Origin of the sequence: Pseudomonas sp. OST1909, assembly GCF_015277575.1 — a bacterium.
Taxonomy (GTDB): domain Bacteria; phylum Pseudomonadota; class Gammaproteobacteria; order Pseudomonadales; family Pseudomonadaceae; genus Aquipseudomonas; species Aquipseudomonas synxantha_A.
Genome location: NZ_CP063780.1, coordinates 1,131,580 through 1,151,128, shown reverse-complemented (window position 1 = coordinate 1,151,128; position 19,549 = coordinate 1,131,580). Strand labels below are relative to the sequence as shown.

Here is a 19,549-nt window from a genome sequence, read left to right as displayed (position 1 = left end):
CCATGACAGAACTCTCTGACGATGGGACGCTAATTTTCCTACCGGTGCGGCTGAACAATCAGCCGGTCATCATGGGCGGCCTCACTGCCGATGAAATGTGGGCAACCCTAGCGATCAGTGCCGGCTCAGGATTGGTAATTGGGATTCTGGCAGCAATTTTGACCCATATCTGGGCGCTGATTATCGCCACAGCCATGCTCTTTGCGATCCTTGGGCTGACCCTCTCCAGCCGTTTTTTACGGCGTTGGAAACGCGGCCGACCGGACACCTGGCTCTACCGCCAGATGCAACTGAGCGTTGCACGATATCTTCCTACCTGGAACAAGGCCCACCTGATCACACGCACGGGTGCGTGGACCTGCCGTAGAACGGGGGCTCAATGACTTATCGAAAAAAAGTGGACGCCCAACTGTCCCATATCAACAGCCTGCGCCTGGTCATTGGCCTACTGATTGCCCTGGGTCTTTACATGGCCTACGGCTGGCAGAGCGCGCCGCGTGATCTGACTATTCATGTGCCGCCTGACCTCCGGTCGGGCAGCACCCGTCAGTGGTGGGATGTCCCCCCAGAGTCTGTGTATGCCTTTGGGTTGTATATCTTCCAGCAAATGAATCGTTGGCCCGTCGACGGGGAAACCGACTACGAGGACAACATCACACGCTTGGGTGGATACCTGACGCCTAGTTGCAAAGCTTATCTGCAAAAAGACTTCGAACTGCGCCGCAACAGCGGGGAATTACGCAAGCGCGAACGTGGTGTATTTGAAATACCAGGTCGAGGCATAACCGATACCTCGGAGCAGCATGTAGAGCAGCACAGTATCAACGACTGGACGGTGAACCTGGATATCACTGCCGACGAGCATTACGGAGGTGAGCGTGTAAAAAGAGCTCTGGCTCGTTACCCCTTGCACATCATTCGTTCCGACGTTGATCCCGAAAAAAATCCTTTTGGCTTGGCTTGGGACTGCTACAGCAGTAACCCTCAGCGCATCGAAGTCTCCGCAGAACCTGCCCGTTCGGGAGGTAAATGATGATGCGTCGGCTGCTGATTATCGGATTACTGATTCTCAACTTCTGCGGGCTGGCCAACGCCGTTGAAATTTTACGCTGGGACCGAATTCCACTGGCACTGCCTTTAATCGTCGGCCAGGAACGCATTGTCTTTGTCGACCAAAATGTTCGAGTGGGTCTGCCCCGGAATTTGGTTGATAAGCTGCGCGTCCAGAGCACGGGTGGCGCACTGTACCTTCTGGCCAAAGAACCAATACCTCCGACTCGCCTGCAGCTCCAAAATATGAGCAGTGGCGACATCATGTTGGTGGACATCATCGCTACAGAAGGCAAACCAAATCAGGCTGCGCCCGAGCCTGCAAAAATTGTTGCCGGTGAAGGTCCCTCGCCTCGTTACGGGCAGGCCAGCTCTAAGCCAACGACCAGTCGCGCTCCGGCCACCATGTCGGAGCCCAACGTTCAAGACGAGGATCCGCCGACGCCTCGCCGTGAGACGCCTATCCCTGTGGTCATTACACGCTATGCCGCACAGATGTTATATACCCCTCTGCGCACCGTTGAGCCTGTAGACGGTATCGCCCAGGTCAATCTTAAGCGGGGCCTTAACCTCACCACTTTGCTCCCGACGTTGCCGGTCGAGGCCTCTGCATTAGGAGCGTGGCGGTTAGACGACTACTGGGTGACGGCAGTGAAACTGCGCAACACCAGCACTCAGCAACTTGCACTGGATCCTCGGGATCTGATGGGGGACTTCACAACGGCGACGTTTCAGCACCCGTACCTCGGCACCAAGGGTGATGCAAGTGACACCACAACGATTTATCTGGTGACACGCGGCCATGGTTTGGCCGAATCGTTACTGCCGGTGGCCGTCAGCCAGATCGATCCGAAAGGAGGTCGCCGTGAAGAGTAATCCCCTGGTCAAATACCTGGTCATCCCTTTCGCGATCATGGCGTTATTCGTGGTGGTCAAACTATTCAGTAAGGACAGTTCTGAGAAGCAGGCTCAGGCTCCAGAAACGCTCGTGCTCAGTACGGGGGAAGCTAAAAAGCTTGGCGTTGACGGCGATACCCCCGGCGACACGCTGCGCACCATCGTCGTGGAAAGCAGACAGCTCAAAGACCAGGTGTCCAATGCGCTGAAGAATAACGATGAGTTGAAGCAACAAAACCTTGAGCTACAAAGACGCTTGCAGTCGATCAACGACAACGTTGACAGCAAGCTACAAAACGCCCAGCAAACAATGAAACAGGAGTCACAACAACAAAGCCAGACCATCCTGGATACGCTGCAGCAGCAATACAACAGCCTGAGCAGCAAATCAGCTAGCAGCAATCAGTCGGGATCGGATTTGCCGATCGGATTCGGCGTTCAGCCTGGTGATGGGCAAGACTTCAAAGGCGCGCCTGGACCGGATGTCGTCTGGATCGAGCCGCAGGACGCAACCCCTGTCGATATCAATGGGAAGCCCATTGCGGCCAGTTCCAATCAAACCGCCTCGGGATTCAACTTCCCGACCTCCTTCGGCGAGTCCGTAGATCGAGGCCAAAATGCTCTGCGTACGGGCGCTCAGAACGTAGCGAGTGAGATCTCGCCACAGGAGGCCCGCAAACAGGTACGCAAGGTCTATACGCTGCCACAGAACTCCACATTGATGGGTTCTGTCGCGATGTCCGCATTGATCGGACGGGTGCCTATCGACGGCACAGTCAACGATCCCTACCCCTTCAAAGTGCTGATAGGTCCGGACAACCTCACCGCCAACGGTATCGATTTGCCCGACGTTGCCGGCGCCGTGGCCAGCGGCACAGCGTCCGGCGACTGGACTCTATCTTGCGTACGCGGGCAGATCAAAAGCCTGACCTTTGTCTTCAATGACGGCACGGTACGGACGCTGCCACAGCCACAAGAAGAAACGAATGGCAGTCAGAACAGCAATAACCAGAACAATGGCAACCAGAACACCATCCAGGGAGGCCTGGGCTGGATCAGCGATGCCTACGGTATTCCGTGCATCAGTGGCGATCGTAAAAGCAACGCCTCGCAATACATCGGTTCCCAGGTACTGATTACTGCGGCCGGCGCCGGCGCTGCCTCCCTCATCAAATCGGATGGAAACAGCAGTTCATTTATAAATCCGCAGTCCGGGACCATCGGTTCAGTTGGCGGCTCAGGCAGTGATGCCATGGGCAAGATCATCGGCCAAGGCGTCAATGATGTGTCCAGTTGGGTGAACAAGCTCTACGGGCAAGCCTTCGCGGCAGTGTACGTGCAGCCCGGGGCGAAACTTGCCGTTCACCTGGACCAGCAGCTGACCATCGATTACGAACTCCAAGGCCGCAAGGTCAACTATCGCTCAGGAGCCCGTCATGCTTCGACTGCGCTTGACTAATCATTCTTTGAAAATCGGAACCTACCTGGTGATCGCAATGCTCGGGACTGGCTGCTCCACCAGTAAGGACGAGCTTCTTCCCCATGGCGACAGCACGATGATGGACGTTTGGGATCAAGGCGCCAGAGGTTCAGGCAATAGCACGAGTAACCGCCAGTTGCTCGATGCCCGACAGGATCTGCGTAGGCCTCTGCAACCAAATCAGCCTGGAACCCTGGGCGAGAATGCGAAATTTACCCGTACAGCTCAGAACGAGATTTACAGCCAATTCAAGCGTCTGCCCAACCCGGACCTGGTCATGTATGTCTTTCCCCATCTAGCGGGCTCAGATCCTGCACCAATTCCGGGGTACACAACCGTATTTCCACTGTACCAGCGCGTGCAATACGCCATGCCCGGTGAACGCACGGAGGCCTATTAATGAGGTTTTTTGAGCGGTTTAAAACACGACGTAGCTCAGACAGAGTCGAGCCGGACCTCGCCTCTAATGCTACCGAGCACGTCGACGTGCAGGCATCGGCGACTGAGTCCTTTGAGGCAGCGACAGAGCGCTATTTCGCACGCCTGGCTTCTATGGGCATTCCCTCGCCGAGTGATTGGCGCAACCCAAAGAAAAAACCAGCGACTACCGCTGACGTCGACCGCATGTATGACGTAAACCCCTCTTTCGTGGATCTTCTGCCGTGGGTGGACTATCTGCCGGCGGAAAAAGCCATGCTGTTGGAAGATGGTGTGTCTCGTGCTGCGTTCTTTGAGCTGACACCGATCGGCACCGAAGGTCGAGATCCCGACTGGTTGCGCAAAGCCCGGGATGCCCTGGAAAACGCCCTGCAAGACTCTTTCGATGAGCTTGAAACCTCCCCATGGGTCGTGCAGTTGTACGCTCAGGACGAAACCAGTTGGGACAACTACCTGCAGCAGTTGCACGACTACATCCAACCCCGAGCACAGGGCAGTGACTTCACCGAGCTTTACTTGAAGCTGATCAAGCAGCACCTGGAGGCTATTTCCAAGCCAGGCGGGCTATTTGAAGACACCAAGGTCAGCCAACTCCCTTGGAGGGGCCAGCAACGCCGCGTCCGCATTGTCGTCTACCGACGCACTCAGGGGGCACAAGCTGATGTGCGCGGCCAAGCACCTGCCCCCTACTTAAAAATCATCTGTGATCGTTTGGTAGGCGGGCTGGCGAATGCCGGCATTAAGACCCATCGCATGGATGGTCACGCTATACGTCATTGGTTGATTCACTGGTTCAATCCACGGCCTGACCATCTCGGCCCTGCAGACGCTGATATCCGCCGTTTCTATGAGGTGGTTTGCAAGCAAGTGCCAGCAACGGAGGAAGGCGAGTTACCGTTGGCAAGTGGGACCGACTTTTCGCAAAACCTGTGTTACCGCGAACCGCTGTCCGACACAGAGAAAGGTTTGTGGTACTTCGACGGTCTGCCCCACCGCGTGGTGATGCTCGATCGCCTGCGGGAAGCGCCCAAGACAGGACACCTGACCGGTGAAACACGTAAGGGTGGTGATGCGCTCAACGCGCTGTTTGACAAAATGCCAGAGGACACCATTCTCTGTATCACCCTCGTGATCACTCCCCAGGACATACTTGAAGGCCACCTGGAGCAGCTTTCACGCAAGGCCGTTGGTGATACTCAAGCGTCGATCCTGACCCGCGAAGACGTTGCAGTCGCCCGCCAGTTGCTTGGCCGCAAGCACAAGCTATACCGGGGTAGCGTAGCGTTTTACCTACGCGGGAAAGACGACTTGGAGCTGCAGGAGCGCAGTTTGCAACTGAGCAGTGCCTTGCTGGGAGCGGGTATGGAACCCGTGGAACCTCGCGATGAGGTTGCCCCCTTAAACTCGTACCTCAGATGGTTGCCCGGCAATTTTGATCCCAATGAGCGCAAAGCACTGGAGTGGTACGCGCAACTCATGTTCGCTCAACACATTGCGAACCTGGCCCCCGTCTGGGGACGGTCCACCGGAACGGGGCACCCAGGAATCACCTTGTTCAACCGAGGTGGGGCGCCGATCACCTTCGATCCGCTGAACAAGCTCGACCGCCAGATGAACGCGCATCTATTCATCTTCGGCCCTACGGGTTCAGGAAAGTCGGCTAGCGCAACGAATATCCTCAGTCAGATCGTTGCCATCTATCGGCCGCGACTTTTCATCGTCGAGGCCGGCAACAGTTTTGGCCTGCTGGGGGACTTTGCCAAGAAGCTCGGTTTGACGGTCAACCGTGTCCGGCTCGCACCAGGATCTGGGGTCAGCTTAGCGCCCTTCGCTGATGCCGAAAAACTCATTGAGCCGACCGCGAACGTCAAAACGCTCAAGGCTGATGACATTGAGGCCTCGGACGAACACTTGGCAAGCCAAACCGAAGACGAACAGCGCGACATCCTGGGAGAGATGGAAATTACAGCCAGGCTGATGATCACTGGCGGGGAAGATAAAGAGGATGCACGTCTTACACGGGCCGACCGTAGTGCCATCCGCCAATGCATTCTCAATGCGGCACAAAAATGTGTGGCTGAACAACGCATTGTGCTTCCCGAAGACATCCGTGAGGCACTGCGAGAGATGGGGCATGAACCGGGTATACCGGCCGCTCGAAGCTCACGCTTCCTGGAGATGGCGGAAGCCTTGTCCATGTTCTGCATGGGCACTGAAGGCGACATGTTCAACCGTCCAGGTACGCCATGGCCCGAAGCGGACATCACCATTGTGGACCTGGCTACGTATGCCCGAGAGGGCTACAGCGCACAGATGGCCATCGCCTACATTTCGCTGCTCAACACGGTCAACAACATCGCTGAGCGGGATCAATTCAAAGGCCGCCCCCTGATCTTCTTCACTGACGAAGGCCACATCCAGTTGAAGGTTCCACTGCTGTCTCCCTACTCCGTCAAGATCACCAAAATGTGGCGAAAGCTGGGAGCTTGGTTCTGGATGGCCACTCAAAACGTTGACGACGTGCCGCCAGAGGCATCGGCCCTGCTCAACATGATCGAGTGGTGGATCTGCTTGAATATGCCGCCTGATGAGGTGGAGAAGATCGCACGCTTTCGTGAACTGACCCCAGCTCAGAAGACGATGATGCTATCTGCACGCAAAGAAAGCGGGAAGTTTACCGAGGGCGTTGTGCTATCCAAAAGTATGGAAATGTTGTTCCGGGTGGTACCGCCTAGTTTGTACCTGGCCCTGGCCATGACAGAACCGGAAGAGAAGAAACAACGCTACGACATCATGCAGACCACAGGCTGCAATGAGCTCGACGCGGCCATTGAAGTTGCCGCAACGCTAGACCGCTATCGCGGTATCGAACCTCACATCATCACTTTTCCCGAGCAAGTCACGGCCTTGGAGCGCCACGTATGAGAACACTGAATTCCTTGACCCAAAACCTGATTGAAAGTCTGACCCAGTTGCTTGAACAGCCTGGTGAGGATGCCCTGCAGACCTTGGAGGTGTGCGCGCCCGTGCTGATAGAGGAGCTGCAACAGGTCTTGGTACGAGCGGTGGATCGTCGCGACATCGAGTCCCAGCTTCAAACGGTGTTGGCCAATTGGCTTCACCAACATCCACAACCCAAGAGCGCTGAACACGCCCTCCTTGAAGCACTGCGCAAACAAGCACTTCTGTCATCGAAGCCTACGACCGAGCTCCACACATGATTCGGTATATGGGGGTAGTGGGTTTTCTAGGATTTTTTTTGGTTACTGTCGGCTTTGAAGTTTTCAAAAGCGAGGTGCAAACACGACAACATTCAGGCCCTTGGACGTTCGGCCAGGTCAATGCTCGCTGGACTGTGACTGAGTTTGCGGATCTTGAATGTCCGTACTGCAAGATATACACACCGGCTCTGAAAGCCTGGGTCCAGAAGCAGAAGAGCGTGAACTTGCAGTGGCACCACCTGCCACTGGACTTTCACGGTTCGGCCGCGATAACCGAAGCCAAAATCGTTGAATGCGCGGGAGAGTTGGGTGGCGCGCCGGCATTCTGGCAAGCCGTCGACCAGGTCTTTGAGCGAACCCGTAGCAACGGCCTAAGCTTCAATGGTCAGTTGGATATAAACGACGTTACTCACCAGGCACTGATGGCCTGTGCTGCAAACAATAAACAGATCTCTCTACGCATCAGTCGGCAGGCTGAAGAAGCGATGAAGTCTGGGGTCACAGCGTCACCCACCGTGCTAATTAGAGACAACAAAACAGGTAAATCTTTAAAACTTGAAGGTCCTGTCGATGGTGTGATGCTGACGTCAGCTATTGACTTGTTGATTCAGAAAAATAACTAGCTCCGCACCATATTTGCACTACCATGTCGCGCGGCCGACGACGGCACCTTATGTCAGGTGTCAGGTGAATACTGTCTCTGTACAAATTTTGCGACGACCTGCGCGCCCAGATCGATTGAGTAGCTCATTTGTACTATTGCCTGAAAATAAAAAGTTCGCAGAATGTAATCTATACCTATTTCAATAGGTATGACTCTGCAAGTTCAACTCAAGGTATATACGAGCAATTTCGCTCAGGGAGAGACCTATGAAACTGCGCTATGTCTTATTTTCCGTTTTGTTAACTCTTGGCTTCGGCGCCAATGCATCGGCTGCCGGCAAAAATCCTTTCGCTGAGCCATGTCGTGCAGATGATGGCTGTTATACTTTTTATGTTCACTGGGTAGAGGGTTAATTTGCAAGGTAGCTAGCCCCGTGCATAATCCTGTCCCATCCAGCTGTTTTTGCCTCGGCCAGCTCCGGCCGAGGCAATCCCTCGCAACCGACACTCATCTGGTCGACCTCAACTGATCGATTTGCCCCCCTCCCGTCCGTCAAAACACCATCAATACTGGTCACCCCGCATTTGCCCTTAATGGGAACAAAGATCGTCTAATGGTCACTTATCGACAAAAACGGCCGTGATGCTCGCGGCCTCTTTAAGTCCTGATAAAATACGTTATCTACAATTCTGAACAGCATTGGCCGTCCATCAATTTTGAGCTGATGCATGATTTCTTTTGTAAAACTGCGGCGAAAACCTGAGTGTCGAGGCCGATTGCTTGTACCTGACTAATCGCCGGTAAGACCCCATGAGGTTACTTAGTATTTCCCGTACAACCTATCTAGACGATATCGAGGTCGATGGCCATCATGTTGGTCGTGTCGCTTACGGCATCAAACCCTCGCGATCGGCTGTTAATCATTATACTAAAAAATAAACAATACATATAAACTGGAGGGCATCAGCCTGGGTGCCCTATGGCGCACACATCAAATAACCATTGTGCCGCTGTATCAATACACCTCATCCGATGGCCCCTAGTCTAGGGCGCGTCGACGGTAAGCAGCGGCGGGCACCAAGATGAAGGACGAGCGTAGCGTACATCAAATGGAGTTAAATCACCAACGCTGGCAGCGCCTAGTGCCGGAACCCGCACGAGCGCATGATACGGAAGCAGAAAGCGTCACCGAAATAGCCTACGCTTCACGCCCTGCGTCATCCTAAATGAAGAATCGCTATGATGTCGATGAAACGGGAATCTGACTGCAGAACTATAAAGTAAGACGACTTTCCTAAGTTCTGGATTTTAGCCGCTAAGTCATGCCCAATCCTTAGCTTCCACCTACCCCCCTATCATACGACCGAATTCAGTTGGGGTTTGGATAGGTGACCAACCTCTCCTTAACATACAAGCCTCCTCAAGACTTTTACGCAAAGATGCTTGGGGGTCTGAAGTTTCATACTTTGAATCAGAATGACATTTCTTGTTACTACCTTTAACCTTGCACTCTTCGTTGAAGGTATTGCCGACATATAGATTTTGGATTGGTAGTGATCTCAGTACTTCTACCTGACATTCGGCATACGCAACTGTTGAGTCAATCTCCCCGCAGCCTTGTTTAACCCATGTAGTTTTAGTACAGCCAGATACTAGGAAGAGAGCTATTACGAAGATAATTATGCACCTACGGTTTGCCTTGAACCCCATTATTAGAGACTCCTTAAAAGTAAAAGTTTAATGGTTGTATTTGATCCTTTCAAAAATCGAGAAGCTCCTGCCTGGGGCGTTTCGTTCCATAACGCAAAAAATGAAGCACATTAAGCCGATTGCTGGATTGCAACGGCCCAAGTTCACCCGCACGAAGCTAAATGGCACTAAGTTAGAAAAGTCATATAACCCCGGGAGAACTGCAATTAGATTTATTGAGGCTGGGCCTTGATTTTTAGAACGATTGTTACCGAGCCGGCAAAGTGGTCGGAGCCAGTTTGGATACCTGATTTGATAGATAGCATCCACGGAAACACTAGTGAAAGTTGGCAGGGACAAGTTGACTCTGTAGTCACTGCTGCTTTTGGCCGATGCCGGAGTCATTACATATGAAGAATTTCACCACAGGAAAATTCAAATAGCCCCAACAAACATATATCTCTTATGGGATGAATTGCAGATCAAGCAGCAGAACATAGTAATCAACAAATCCCAACGACAGTTAACTGTAATATCTTACAGGCACAACTTTCCGAGAAGTCATAAAAAGGCTTTAACGCAATATCTACACCTGTTAATTAGCGCGCCCTAGCCTGTAGCTTTTCAGTCATTTGTATGGTTCAGATCGCCGCGGCACAAAATCAAACTATTTAGTTTCACCAAGATCCGGAGATGCAGCGATGGCCCAGCGCGCCACAGCCATAATTTAGCTATAGGCTTAAATGAGTTTTGTTCTAACTCACTGAAGTATCCTGCTCCGAGCGCAATGTTGAGCATTTTAATAGCTAAGCAAACGACAACAACGAAGCGACAACATTAAATTAAGCAGTATACATATACCCCCCCAACAAAGTACCAACTATAAACGCCAATCCAAGCAAATCTAAGAAATTAAAACATCCCCCGCCCATAAACACTGACATTGACTTGAGCAAGCAACCGAATCAATTATTTACCGTGAACGATATTATTAATTTCGTAGCACTGGACAACATATAACAACATGTCACTACTCCGATCGACTGTTAACTATGACCTATTCTGCTAGTTCATTATCAGCGTCAAGCGATTGAAGTCGCACTCTTTTAGCGGCCTCGTTAATGTCAAGAATATCTTGACATAAAATCGAAACCTAGACCACTTTCAAAGCAGGCTAATACAGCCACTAACTTATACTCAAAAAATGATTGGAGAATTTCGAAGCAATTACCATTCGGGCGTCAATTACAATAGGCAGCGACTCCAAACTTACTCTAGCCAGTTCAAAACTTGGATCACTTTACCTATGTAGAGGCTTTGCCAGCAACAGTATCAGCAGAGCATGTGGAAAAGGCTAACCTTATTATAAATTAACCTTACGAGTTACAAACGCTATAGGTGCAGAAAGTGTAGCCAATAGCAATTTAGCCACGAGATATATACGACCCACCAAACACTCTAAACGACCCCTTCAAGGAACGCCATTGGGAGCGCGCAAAGAACAGATCTAGCTCTTTGGCAATACTACAATAGTCAGACAGGGCCGAGACATGACCAGAAGAATCCGAAGAAATCAGTTCCTATCCCTACTATTTTTGCATCTAAAGCTTTATAAGCTAGCCCCTCGCCAGCCACTCCAAGACTCGTTCAGCATTGCCCCCACTCGTGACTCAATAATGACGCTTCCTCGCATCCTGCGAATCTACATTCCCAATTTCGAATCCAAATATGTGCCAACAGCGTCGCTCTAATTATGAGAGGCACGCCCTACCGTCTAATACTTTTAGTTATCACCAGGCGTAACGGCAGTAAGCGGTGGTAGCGCCTCGCTGTCAATAGTTCTCATCAGATAACGCATTGTACGAATATCGGGAGGGTGAGATAATATCGATTGAACAGCCTGTGCACGATAGCTCAAGGCAGGCTCGAACACAGGGACAGCGGACTCATAGATCAGCATATGGTGAACGAGTGGATGAAGATCACACCCTATCCGAAAATCGATACCTGACTCTTCCACCAAATCACCGTTGGCGATAACCAGATCAAATGCTTGAGTAGCATAACGTAATACCGAAAACACCTCTCTTCCAGAGGTCATTGCTGTTACGGCATAATAGCCGAGATCGTTGAGCATTTTCTCTATACCCAGACGCTGAAGGAAGTCCGCCTCCAGGATCATTACCCTTAGCTGTTTGTTTCCCATAAAGCTCTACCACCAAGTCGCACATCGAAGATTTGCGGCTATAATTAATATAAGTGAAAAATACACGTCGTTTTTTCAAGTATTAGACGAAGCGAATTATCATCCTGAAATCTTGCAGTAGCGCGACTTCCCAAAGATAGGTTTGTCGCGGTCGCGATCATAGCAGCGTTCGCAGAAGTAACCTCGGCTGATATGACCGCTCATCTCAATCAACGTCTAACGCTAAGCTGTAGTTTAGATGAACTCCCTCCGTCCTGATGAGGAACGTACGCGACGAGTTCCCATGGTCGGCACAGAAAAACCAGACTTTGAATACTATTTCAGCGCAGGTCGATGATCTGGACTGCGACTTTCTGGCCTGCCTGAATTACATCGACAACCTTGACGCAAGCAGTGCCCCACTCATTAAAACTATTGATAATTCATGGAATATGTAACAGATCCTACAACCGTGCCAGGAGTAACTTTCGCGTTAGCATAATATTGAACGTAATACTGCTGCATCAGAAAGACACCTGGGCCTCTCGTCTCCAACTTCCTTATACCCGCCGTCTGATTCAAACTACCGATGTCTATCTTTTTACCTTCGACATCAAGCAACTGAAGTTGCACACCCGTAGCACTACCTCCAGCATTAATAATATTATTTGTCTGGGAATCAATTCTTGAACCACCCTCAAAGTACACGAGCACTGAACCAAGAACCGCATTTCCAGGACAAGTCCATCCAATCTCTAATTCAGTACGGCCTGCCGTTTCTCCCTTTGTGCTTAGAGCTTCTACGCTCAATCTAGGCAATTTCACATTAGGTATACCAGCAACTCCGTTTACAGTTGAGCTACAGCTCCTTGAGACCAGCGCGCCGTCAAAGTTAACCGTTCCTTCAGACGCATGGATCACAGGCGCAGCGAGTAATATAATCATCAACGTAGAAGCTGAAAGATAGTTCACATAGACCCCTTAGAAATTATCAAAATATGAGATGAGAAAGCCAAACACAAAATACCGCACGCAAAAATCCCCTCATATACCCTTCCTAGACAGAAATCGCCCATATACACGTAGGAAAAATATAACGAGCTCGAGTCATTCTCCACAGATAATTCTCGTACTAATTCCTTGTAACCATCACGCCAAGATCCATACCCAGAACTGCAAGAGGAAGACGAAGTATGTACTTAAATTATAATGGGGACTCGCGCAATCAATACGACATTCTATTCCAGACACCTCAAGGTACAGGATCCAAGAGCGCACCAAGCGCGCCGCCCCGATTGCCAAAACCGCACCAGGCTAAAGTCTCAATGCAAATCTGACCCATATATGGATGCGTTCGCATCCGCAGAGAAACAAAGTACTGCAATCTGCATTTACTCCGTTAACCAGCACCTCGGTCAGAACAAATTCACACCCAGCATCAACGAATAGCAGCCTCAGAGACCAGCGCCTGGATCGTCCGTTACGATTTAGTTTGAAATAATTTTACTTCCGTTCTAAAACTGCATACAAAATCGATATCAACTGTTATCACATATGGGCGCGAACCTGTCATAACACAAATATTACCATGAAAATGTATAGCCCTCCGATAATATTCAAGTTTTAACGAAAAAACATTGCCCAGATTCCACTGCTAAAACAGATCGATGATTAGATGCACTCTGCCTCTGAATATTTCTGTCGCTCAAACCATTGCAGCAGACTTCCTGAGCTCATAGGCCTGGCGCACAAGTATCCTTGCCCGGTAACCCCCCCTATGTCGATAAGTGTCTGGCGCTGCTCTTCAGTCTCTATACCTTCGAGAATAACCGAGATACCAAGCGTATTCCCAAGTACTATCATTGCTTGAAGCACAGCTTTAACTCGAACATCATGAATTGCACTTCTAACCATCTCGCCGTCAAGTTTAATTTCACTGAAGGGAGTCTGACACAAGCGTTGCAATGAAGAGAAACCAGTTCCAAAGTCATCGATAGATAGCCGGCAACCCAACATTTGAATGCGCCGCAAACTCTCACTATAGTGCGTTAGTACGTCGTTCGTGCCTCGCTCCGTAAGCTCGAATATCAGACCTTCGGCGTCCATAGAATGGCTTTTCAGAATGGCCGACACTCTGGGAATCAGGTCGGGGCTTGCTAGTTGGGCTACTTCCAAATTGTAAGCAAAAGTCATGGTACGCCCACGCGACCTCAGGCTCTTCTGCAAAGCCAACCCGTGATGCAACTGAGAGAACAGCAGATCATTTAACATACCGCAACGCTCCAGCACCGGCATGAAAATGTATGGCGACAATATTCCTCGTTGTGGGTGGTGCCATCGAACTAGAACTTCGACCCCCTCAATCTCATCCGTAAGAAGGTTAAACTTTGGCTGGTAGAATGACTGAATTTGCCCCTCTGAAAAAGCTCGCCTTACTGCGATTTCACTTGCCACCGTGGATAAAGTAGAGCCCATGCCCCCTGAAGTTTGCTGACGTCGGTACAAGGACAATAAACGGACCAGTTGCTCTAGCTGCAATGGCTTGTCTAAAGTGCCCAGAAAGACAAAGCCTAGCCGAGGTACTAAGCTCTCCACTCCATACTGCTGCTCAGCGCCCAATGAACCACTGAGTATTATAGATGGCATCTGATGTTTCTGCCTGGCTTGGCGCAAAAACATCAGACTTTCGATGCTATCCATCCGCAGGTCACACATTAAAATATCGATGCGCTGCCCGCCTTGGAGGATTCGCAAGGCTTGTTTGATGCAGGATGCACTCAACACGTTAAGATCGCCGGCCCGCTCCAGGAGCATTAGTGCAATTGAGCGCTGGAAGGCATGCTCTTCTAAGACGAGAATAGTGATGGAGGAAGGGTTCATTGGACACCTACTTAAAGATACAGCGCAAGTATCCTCTTTATTTGAATTTGCTGCCGTAGGGCGTCTCAGTAAGGAGTGAAAGGTTTTTCTGAGCAAAAAGAGGAATTCCCCTACACAATCTTGAAGCCTTGGCCAAAGCGCGTCAGGAATACACGTCGACAATTTCTAGTTCTTTTAAAAGGATCTTTAGCCTGACAGATAGTCTCTCCATGCCACGCTGCAAATCATCGACCGATTGAACCAATGCTTCGTCCTTATCGCCCTTACATACGACTTCCAAGCGTTCGCAGTACAAGATCAACTGCTCGGACTTGATAATCTTCGCTGCGCCTTTGATCCGATGGGCAAGTTCCGCTAGCCCTGACTGGTCTTGCTCCCCGAATAGCTTGACGAGGCGCGACGAATCTTCTTCATTGCTGGCTGCCAAATCGTATATCAATCTGTACATGGAACTGCGATCTCCACCTGTTAACTGTTCAAGTCCACGGAGATCGATAGAGTCAGAGTCATCGACTAGTTCAGCCCGCGGCTCAACATACCTCGATTCAACTAGGCGAAGGCTGGCGTGCAAATCTGCCAAGCTAGTGGGCTTGAAAAGACAGTCATCCATACCTGCCTCCAAACACTGACGCTTCTCTTCTTCCTGGGCATTGGCAGTGAAGCCCAACACTAGACACGGGATGGCCTGCTGTTCAAGCTCTAACTGTCGAATTCGTCTTACAAGCTCATAGCCGCTCATTACCGGCATATTGCAATCAGTTATAAGCACATCGAAATGCCCGGCGAGCCACGTTTGCAACCCCTGCGCGCCGTCATCCGCTTCGGACACGGTGTGTCCGAGATAACTAAGTTGCTGGGAAAGCAAAATTCTATTGGCCGGATAGTCGTCGACAATCAACACCCGCAGTGGGCCGCGATCATCATCTTCAACTTCGATTGTATTTGTCTGCACAGGCAACGCATCAAGTTTTAGGAGGCTCAGCAGAATCTCTACCTGCGTACCCTCACCCTCTTTGCTTGTTAGGTTCAATTCCCCTTGCATTAGAATGCATAGTGTGCGACAGATCATCAACCCTAACCCCGAACCACGTTGCACTACCTGCTCACCGTCCTTTATTTGACTGAAAGGTTTGAACAGTATTTTCTGGTTGTCCTCGGATATACCAAGCCCTGTGTCCGACACCGTAAGCCGGATTGCCAGCCTGCCCTCATCGGGCGTGGGCACGACACCCAAGTCGAGGCGTACGTAGCCTTGGAAGGTAAACTTAATAGCATTACTTAGTAGATTGGATAAGACCTGTTTGAAGTGCAACGGATCAACTAGCACATCGCCATTGGCTTGAGAGTCGAACTCTAGAATTAGTTGCAAGCCCTTTGCCCGGGCTACGCCATCAAAAACCTGAACCACCGACTCAATCAGTGTACGCAAGTTTGCACGTTGCGGCGAAAGAGTCAGTTTTCCTGACTCGATCTTGACTACATCAAGAATGTCGCCGATCAAGTCAAGTAATCCGTGAGCAGAGCGTGATGCCACTTCAATCGAGAATCGGTCTAGAACCCCCTTATCAGCACGCTTTAACGCCAGCTCCAGCATGCCAATAACCGCATTCATTGGTGTGCGAATTTCATGACTCATAGTAGCCAAAAATGATGTTTTTGCACGGTTAGCACGATCTGCCTCGTCCTTTGCATCCTGAAGCTGATGTAGCAAAGAGTGGCGTTCGCCAATATCGACCCACCCAGCAATCACGCCTCTAATCTGGCCATCCCTGGCACGAAATGGTACTAACCAGTGCTGAGTGGTGAATGTCTTGCCACTTTGAACTCTAACCACGCAGTCTTTGAGTAGAGGCTCGCCGACATTAACCACTCGCGCATAAGCCTGCTCATAAGGCAGAACTTGATCCCATCCGGCGATGCCCTGAGCAACCGGCCGCTCAATTACCTCCTCGCGACGGAGCTCCACAGCATTCAAATAATCGGCGTTGCACATCAACAGCAAACCTTTTTGATCGCCAACGTAGATCGGGTGCGGCGTGCCGTCAATCATAACTCTCATGAACTCCATTTGTTCATTGAGAGCCTTCTCGGCACGCTCTCTACGCATAATTGATTTACGCAGATATAGTATCCAATAAAGAGCAAACAATAGTAAAACAGCAGCAAAAATAAAGCCTTGAATTATAATAGCTCTATGGCGATGCCAAGTAGTCTCATCAATCGTCACTTCGTAATGCCAACGGTTGGCCAACTGGTCAAATTCCTCAGGAGAAATTGTCATCAAGGATTTGTTCAAAATAGAAAACAGCTCAACCGATCCTCGCTTTACCCCTAAGGCGTACTCCGCAGAGTCGTCCCCCAAAATCCCGACAATTCTGAGTTGATCAGTGGCCATTTTACGGATTAAATAATTTGCGTTCATCAAAGTATTGATGGATGCGTCAACTTTACCATCTACTACTAATGCCATACCTTCGGCGCCACTCTCGACTTCAACCAATTTGATGTCGGGGTAATGTTTGGCGACATAAGGCCGCTGGGTGTGCGCCTTGCGTATAGCTATCACTTTACCGCTCATGTCTTGCAAGCCTCGGATTTCAACTCGTCCGGATCGAACTATCAAGGCAAACGGGCTAGCAAAATAAGACCGAGTAAAACGAAACGCCTCATCCTGGACTGTATCCCGATTGAAACCCGCTATAATATCGACCTCGCGATTTTGCAGCGCACGGCTCAACTCATCCAACGTTTGCATACGCACAAACTCAAAGTTTAATCCAGTACGGACGGTGATCTTTTCAAGTAACTCCTCAGTGACACCACTGTAATGCCCGTCTTGATTGAAAAATGAAGCAGGTGGATAACCATCTAACACGCCAACTTTCAGGCGTGAGTGGCCTTCCAGCCAGCGTCGTTCTCGCGGACTCAGATCCACGGCTTGTCGCCACGGAAGATTGATTGCCCCAGCGCTCCAGCGACGAAGTATGGTTAGATTTTTCCAACTTGGAATAGATGTGAGAGCGCTGTTGAGTATGCGTCGCAAGGGTTCACTCTGAGGCAGTAGCACGAACGCAACATTATCATACGGAATTTGCGCATAACTATTAATCCGAACGTTGGCCGGAAAATACTTATTAATCAGATAACTGGTGGTAATGGCATCACCAAGAAAGGCATCCGCTTGCCCAAAAGCTATAGCACCTAACGCGCTTAATTCCGAGGGGTACAGTCTAATATCTGCATCCGGATAGAAAGTTTTAATCATGCTTTCTGGTAGGAAATGATCATACACCGCCAATCGCCTTCCTTTTAATGTCGGCTCCAGTTCAAGATCGCCAAAACGGGAATTAACGGCTAACAAAGGCTGGCTCTCGCCGTATGCTTGTGACAACTCTAAGTCCGGGTCAGCAGACTCATAACCGGTAGAAGAACCTAGTAAATCGATCTTCCCCTGCTTCAGTGCTTCAATAGACTCTGCTCTAGAATTGTAACGAATCACCTCAATCCGAATACTTAACATCTCGGAAAGGAGACCTATGTAGTCAGCAGTGTACCCCTCGTAAAAAGCATCATCTGACGTGATGTCCATCGGTGCTGAGTCAGGAGCAGAAACCCCCAAGCGTAGAACACCCTTGACGCGCAGCCAGCGCCAATCTTCTTCGGCCAGAGGCACAGTCAACCCTTGAGCATTGGATCGACTGAGGAGCGTGAGTGAATCAGACGACCATGCGCTCGCGCCCAACATCCATTGACCAAACAAAAAAACTGAGAAAATGACTGTACGAAGAGTAATCATGAGTTAAATCAAATGGTTGCGACGAGCAAAGTCAGCCAGATATACCAACGACTTCACCTTAAGCTTTTCAATCAGCCGAGCTTTGTATGTACTAACCGTTTTGCTGCTGAGAAACATCGCTTCACTGATCTCCTTGTTAGTCATTCCGCGTGCTAGTTGCTGAAGGATCGACAGTTCACGATCAGACAGCTTCTGGATCAAACTTTCATCGCTGGAGCCCGAGTCATCGCGGCGTACCGTACTCATTGCTAGGTTTGGAAAAAAGGTATATCCGGACATGACAGCATTCACAGCGCGGCTCAGGTCAGCCATATCGCTGGTTTTTGCCAAGTAACCCGCTGCCCCTGCCTTCATGCATCGTATCGAGTAGAACTCAGCATTCAAGGACGTCAACACAAGGATCTTGCAGTGCAACCCCAAGGTGCCGATACGGCCAATAACCTCCAGTCCATCCAACCTTGGTAAGGCGATGTCTAGTATAATTAGGTCAGGCATAGAGTCCTTAGCCATCTGGATGGCCTCTATCCCATCAGACGCGCACCCGACAATCTCCATGCCTTCTTTTTCAAGGAGCATCTTGATCGCAATGCGAATAAACGGATGATCATCGACTATGATTGCTTTCATGTAAATCTCGCAAAAAAAGGGGGTAATGCATCGTGCCGCAGCACGAGCGTCAGAAAACTCTATATCAATATAGTCAACAAAACGACACCACAGGCAGATGTTCCCTACTAGCTCCCTACGAGCAGGAGGTGGTTAAGCGCCAAATGGCATGACGGCGTCAAAAACCATCGTGATGTTTCCGCTATAGACACCAACCTTATAGCCACCAACAGGACGTTCGGCCCAAATATTCAGCCACACTCGCTTACCGGCTTGGGCATCAGCTTGATTGACTACCTCGACCGCGGTGCTGGAAAGCTTGTTCTGGTCGAGCTGCACGACGAGGCTTACCTCAGCCGCCCTGCTGCTCATATCAGATGTATCCAAATAGACCCTAATCGCCCCAGCAGTGCTCTTTACATCAAAGCTCGCCCCAAATGGATGGAAGTCGCCTTTCTCTCCATCCCACTCTAATGTCTGTTGCTGGGTGAGCAACTGCGGATCTACCGGCAAAACATAGAAATCTTGAGTGGGAAGAACATTGACCGACGATATGCCGTAGGCCCAGCGATCAGCTACCGATCCTGCTTCCAATGCGCAGGAAAACGAAATTAACAGTCCCCCTGAAAGTAGGACTCGCTTAATGAATCTAATCATCTCGATTCCTTAACGCCTATGCGATATCAAAACGCGATGAGACTTA

General features: G+C 50.3%; 15 protein-coding genes. 9 read left to right on the top strand and 6 right to left on the bottom strand.

Annotated features, from left to right (window positions below; translation table 11 throughout):
* The first annotated feature begins 2 nt into the window (after nt 1–2).
* From IH404_RS05020 to IH404_RS04980, 9 genes are all read left to right on the top strand, one after another.
* Nucleotides 3–383 carry a TIGR03750 family conjugal transfer protein gene (locus tag IH404_RS05020; RefSeq protein WP_019819648.1) on the top strand — a complete coding sequence of 127 codons (381 nt, stop codon included), beginning with the start codon at nt 3–5 and terminating at the stop codon, nt 381–383.
* A complete protein-coding gene (locus tag IH404_RS05015) occupies nt 380–1,033 on the top strand; it encodes a PFL_4703 family integrating conjugative element protein (protein ID WP_194440074.1) in 654 nt (217 codons plus the stop codon). Before IH404_RS05020 ends, IH404_RS05015 begins: the two co-directional genes overlap by 4 nt.
* Nucleotides 1,033–1,926: a TIGR03749 family integrating conjugative element protein gene (locus IH404_RS05010; protein ID WP_194440073.1), complete on the top strand. Its 894-nt coding sequence runs from the start codon at nt 1,033–1,035 to the stop codon at nt 1,924–1,926. The genes IH404_RS05015 and IH404_RS05010 overlap by 1 nt, the downstream gene beginning before the upstream one ends.
* The gene (locus tag IH404_RS05005; RefSeq protein ID WP_194440072.1) at nt 1,916–3,406 is read left to right on the top strand and encodes a TIGR03752 family integrating conjugative element protein; all 1,491 of its coding nucleotides are present in this window, start codon (nt 1,916–1,918) and stop codon (nt 3,404–3,406) included. Before IH404_RS05010 ends, IH404_RS05005 begins: the two co-directional genes overlap by 11 nt.
* Nucleotides 3,384–3,827: a TIGR03751 family conjugal transfer lipoprotein gene (locus IH404_RS05000; RefSeq protein ID WP_194440071.1), complete on the top strand. Its 444-nt coding sequence runs from the start codon at nt 3,384–3,386 to the stop codon at nt 3,825–3,827. Before IH404_RS05005 ends, IH404_RS05000 begins: the two co-directional genes overlap by 23 nt.
* The gene (locus IH404_RS04995) at nt 3,827–6,790 is read left to right on the top strand and encodes a conjugative transfer ATPase (RefSeq protein WP_194440070.1); all 2,964 of its coding nucleotides are present in this window, start codon (nt 3,827–3,829) and stop codon (nt 6,788–6,790) included. Before IH404_RS05000 ends, IH404_RS04995 begins: the two co-directional genes overlap by 1 nt.
* Nucleotides 6,787–7,086, top strand: coding sequence for a hypothetical protein (locus tag IH404_RS04990; RefSeq protein ID WP_194440069.1), 300 nt, complete (start codon nt 6,787–6,789; stop codon nt 7,084–7,086). Before IH404_RS04995 ends, IH404_RS04990 begins: the two co-directional genes overlap by 4 nt.
* Entirely contained in the window at nt 7,083–7,709 is a 627-nt protein-coding gene (locus IH404_RS04985; RefSeq protein WP_194440068.1) for a thioredoxin domain-containing protein, read from the top strand. The genes IH404_RS04990 and IH404_RS04985 overlap by 4 nt, the downstream gene beginning before the upstream one ends.
* Before the next feature lie 247 nt (nt 7,710–7,956).
* Nucleotides 7,957–8,103 (top strand): hypothetical protein, encoded by a 147-nt coding sequence (locus IH404_RS04980; protein ID WP_194440067.1) that lies wholly within the window; start codon nt 7,957–7,959, stop codon nt 8,101–8,103.
* Between the two features lie 3,059 nt (nt 8,104–11,162).
* Here the strand turns inward: IH404_RS04980 and IH404_RS04975 are convergent.
* From IH404_RS04975 to IH404_RS04950, 6 genes are all read right to left on the bottom strand, one after another.
* Nucleotides 11,163–11,585 carry a hypothetical protein gene (locus tag IH404_RS04975; RefSeq protein ID WP_194440066.1) on the bottom strand — a complete coding sequence of 141 codons (423 nt, stop codon included), beginning with the start codon at nt 11,583–11,585 and terminating at the stop codon, nt 11,163–11,165.
* Nucleotides 11,586–11,996: 411 nt separating this feature from the next.
* The gene (locus tag IH404_RS04970) at nt 11,997–12,536 is read right to left on the bottom strand and encodes a fimbrial protein (RefSeq protein WP_194440065.1); all 540 of its coding nucleotides are present in this window, start codon (nt 12,534–12,536) and stop codon (nt 11,997–11,999) included.
* Between the two features lie 699 nt (nt 12,537–13,235).
* Nucleotides 13,236–14,444 carry an EAL domain-containing response regulator gene (locus IH404_RS04965; RefSeq protein ID WP_194440064.1) on the bottom strand — a complete coding sequence of 403 codons (1,209 nt, stop codon included), beginning with the start codon at nt 14,442–14,444 and terminating at the stop codon, nt 13,236–13,238.
* Nucleotides 14,445–14,586: 142 nt separating this feature from the next.
* On the bottom strand, nt 14,587–18,240 hold the full coding sequence (locus tag IH404_RS04960; protein WP_194440063.1) for a transporter substrate-binding domain-containing protein: 3,654 nt from the start codon (nt 18,238–18,240) through the stop codon (nt 14,587–14,589).
* A 3-nt stretch (nt 18,241–18,243) separates the two neighbouring features.
* Nucleotides 18,244–18,867, bottom strand: coding sequence for a response regulator transcription factor (locus IH404_RS04955; protein ID WP_194440062.1), 624 nt, complete (start codon nt 18,865–18,867; stop codon nt 18,244–18,246).
* 132 nt (nt 18,868–18,999) lie between these two features.
* A complete protein-coding gene (locus IH404_RS04950; protein ID WP_194440061.1) occupies nt 19,000–19,503 on the bottom strand; it encodes a CS1 type fimbrial major subunit in 504 nt (167 codons plus the stop codon).
* Nucleotides 19,504–19,549: the final 46 nt, after the last annotated feature.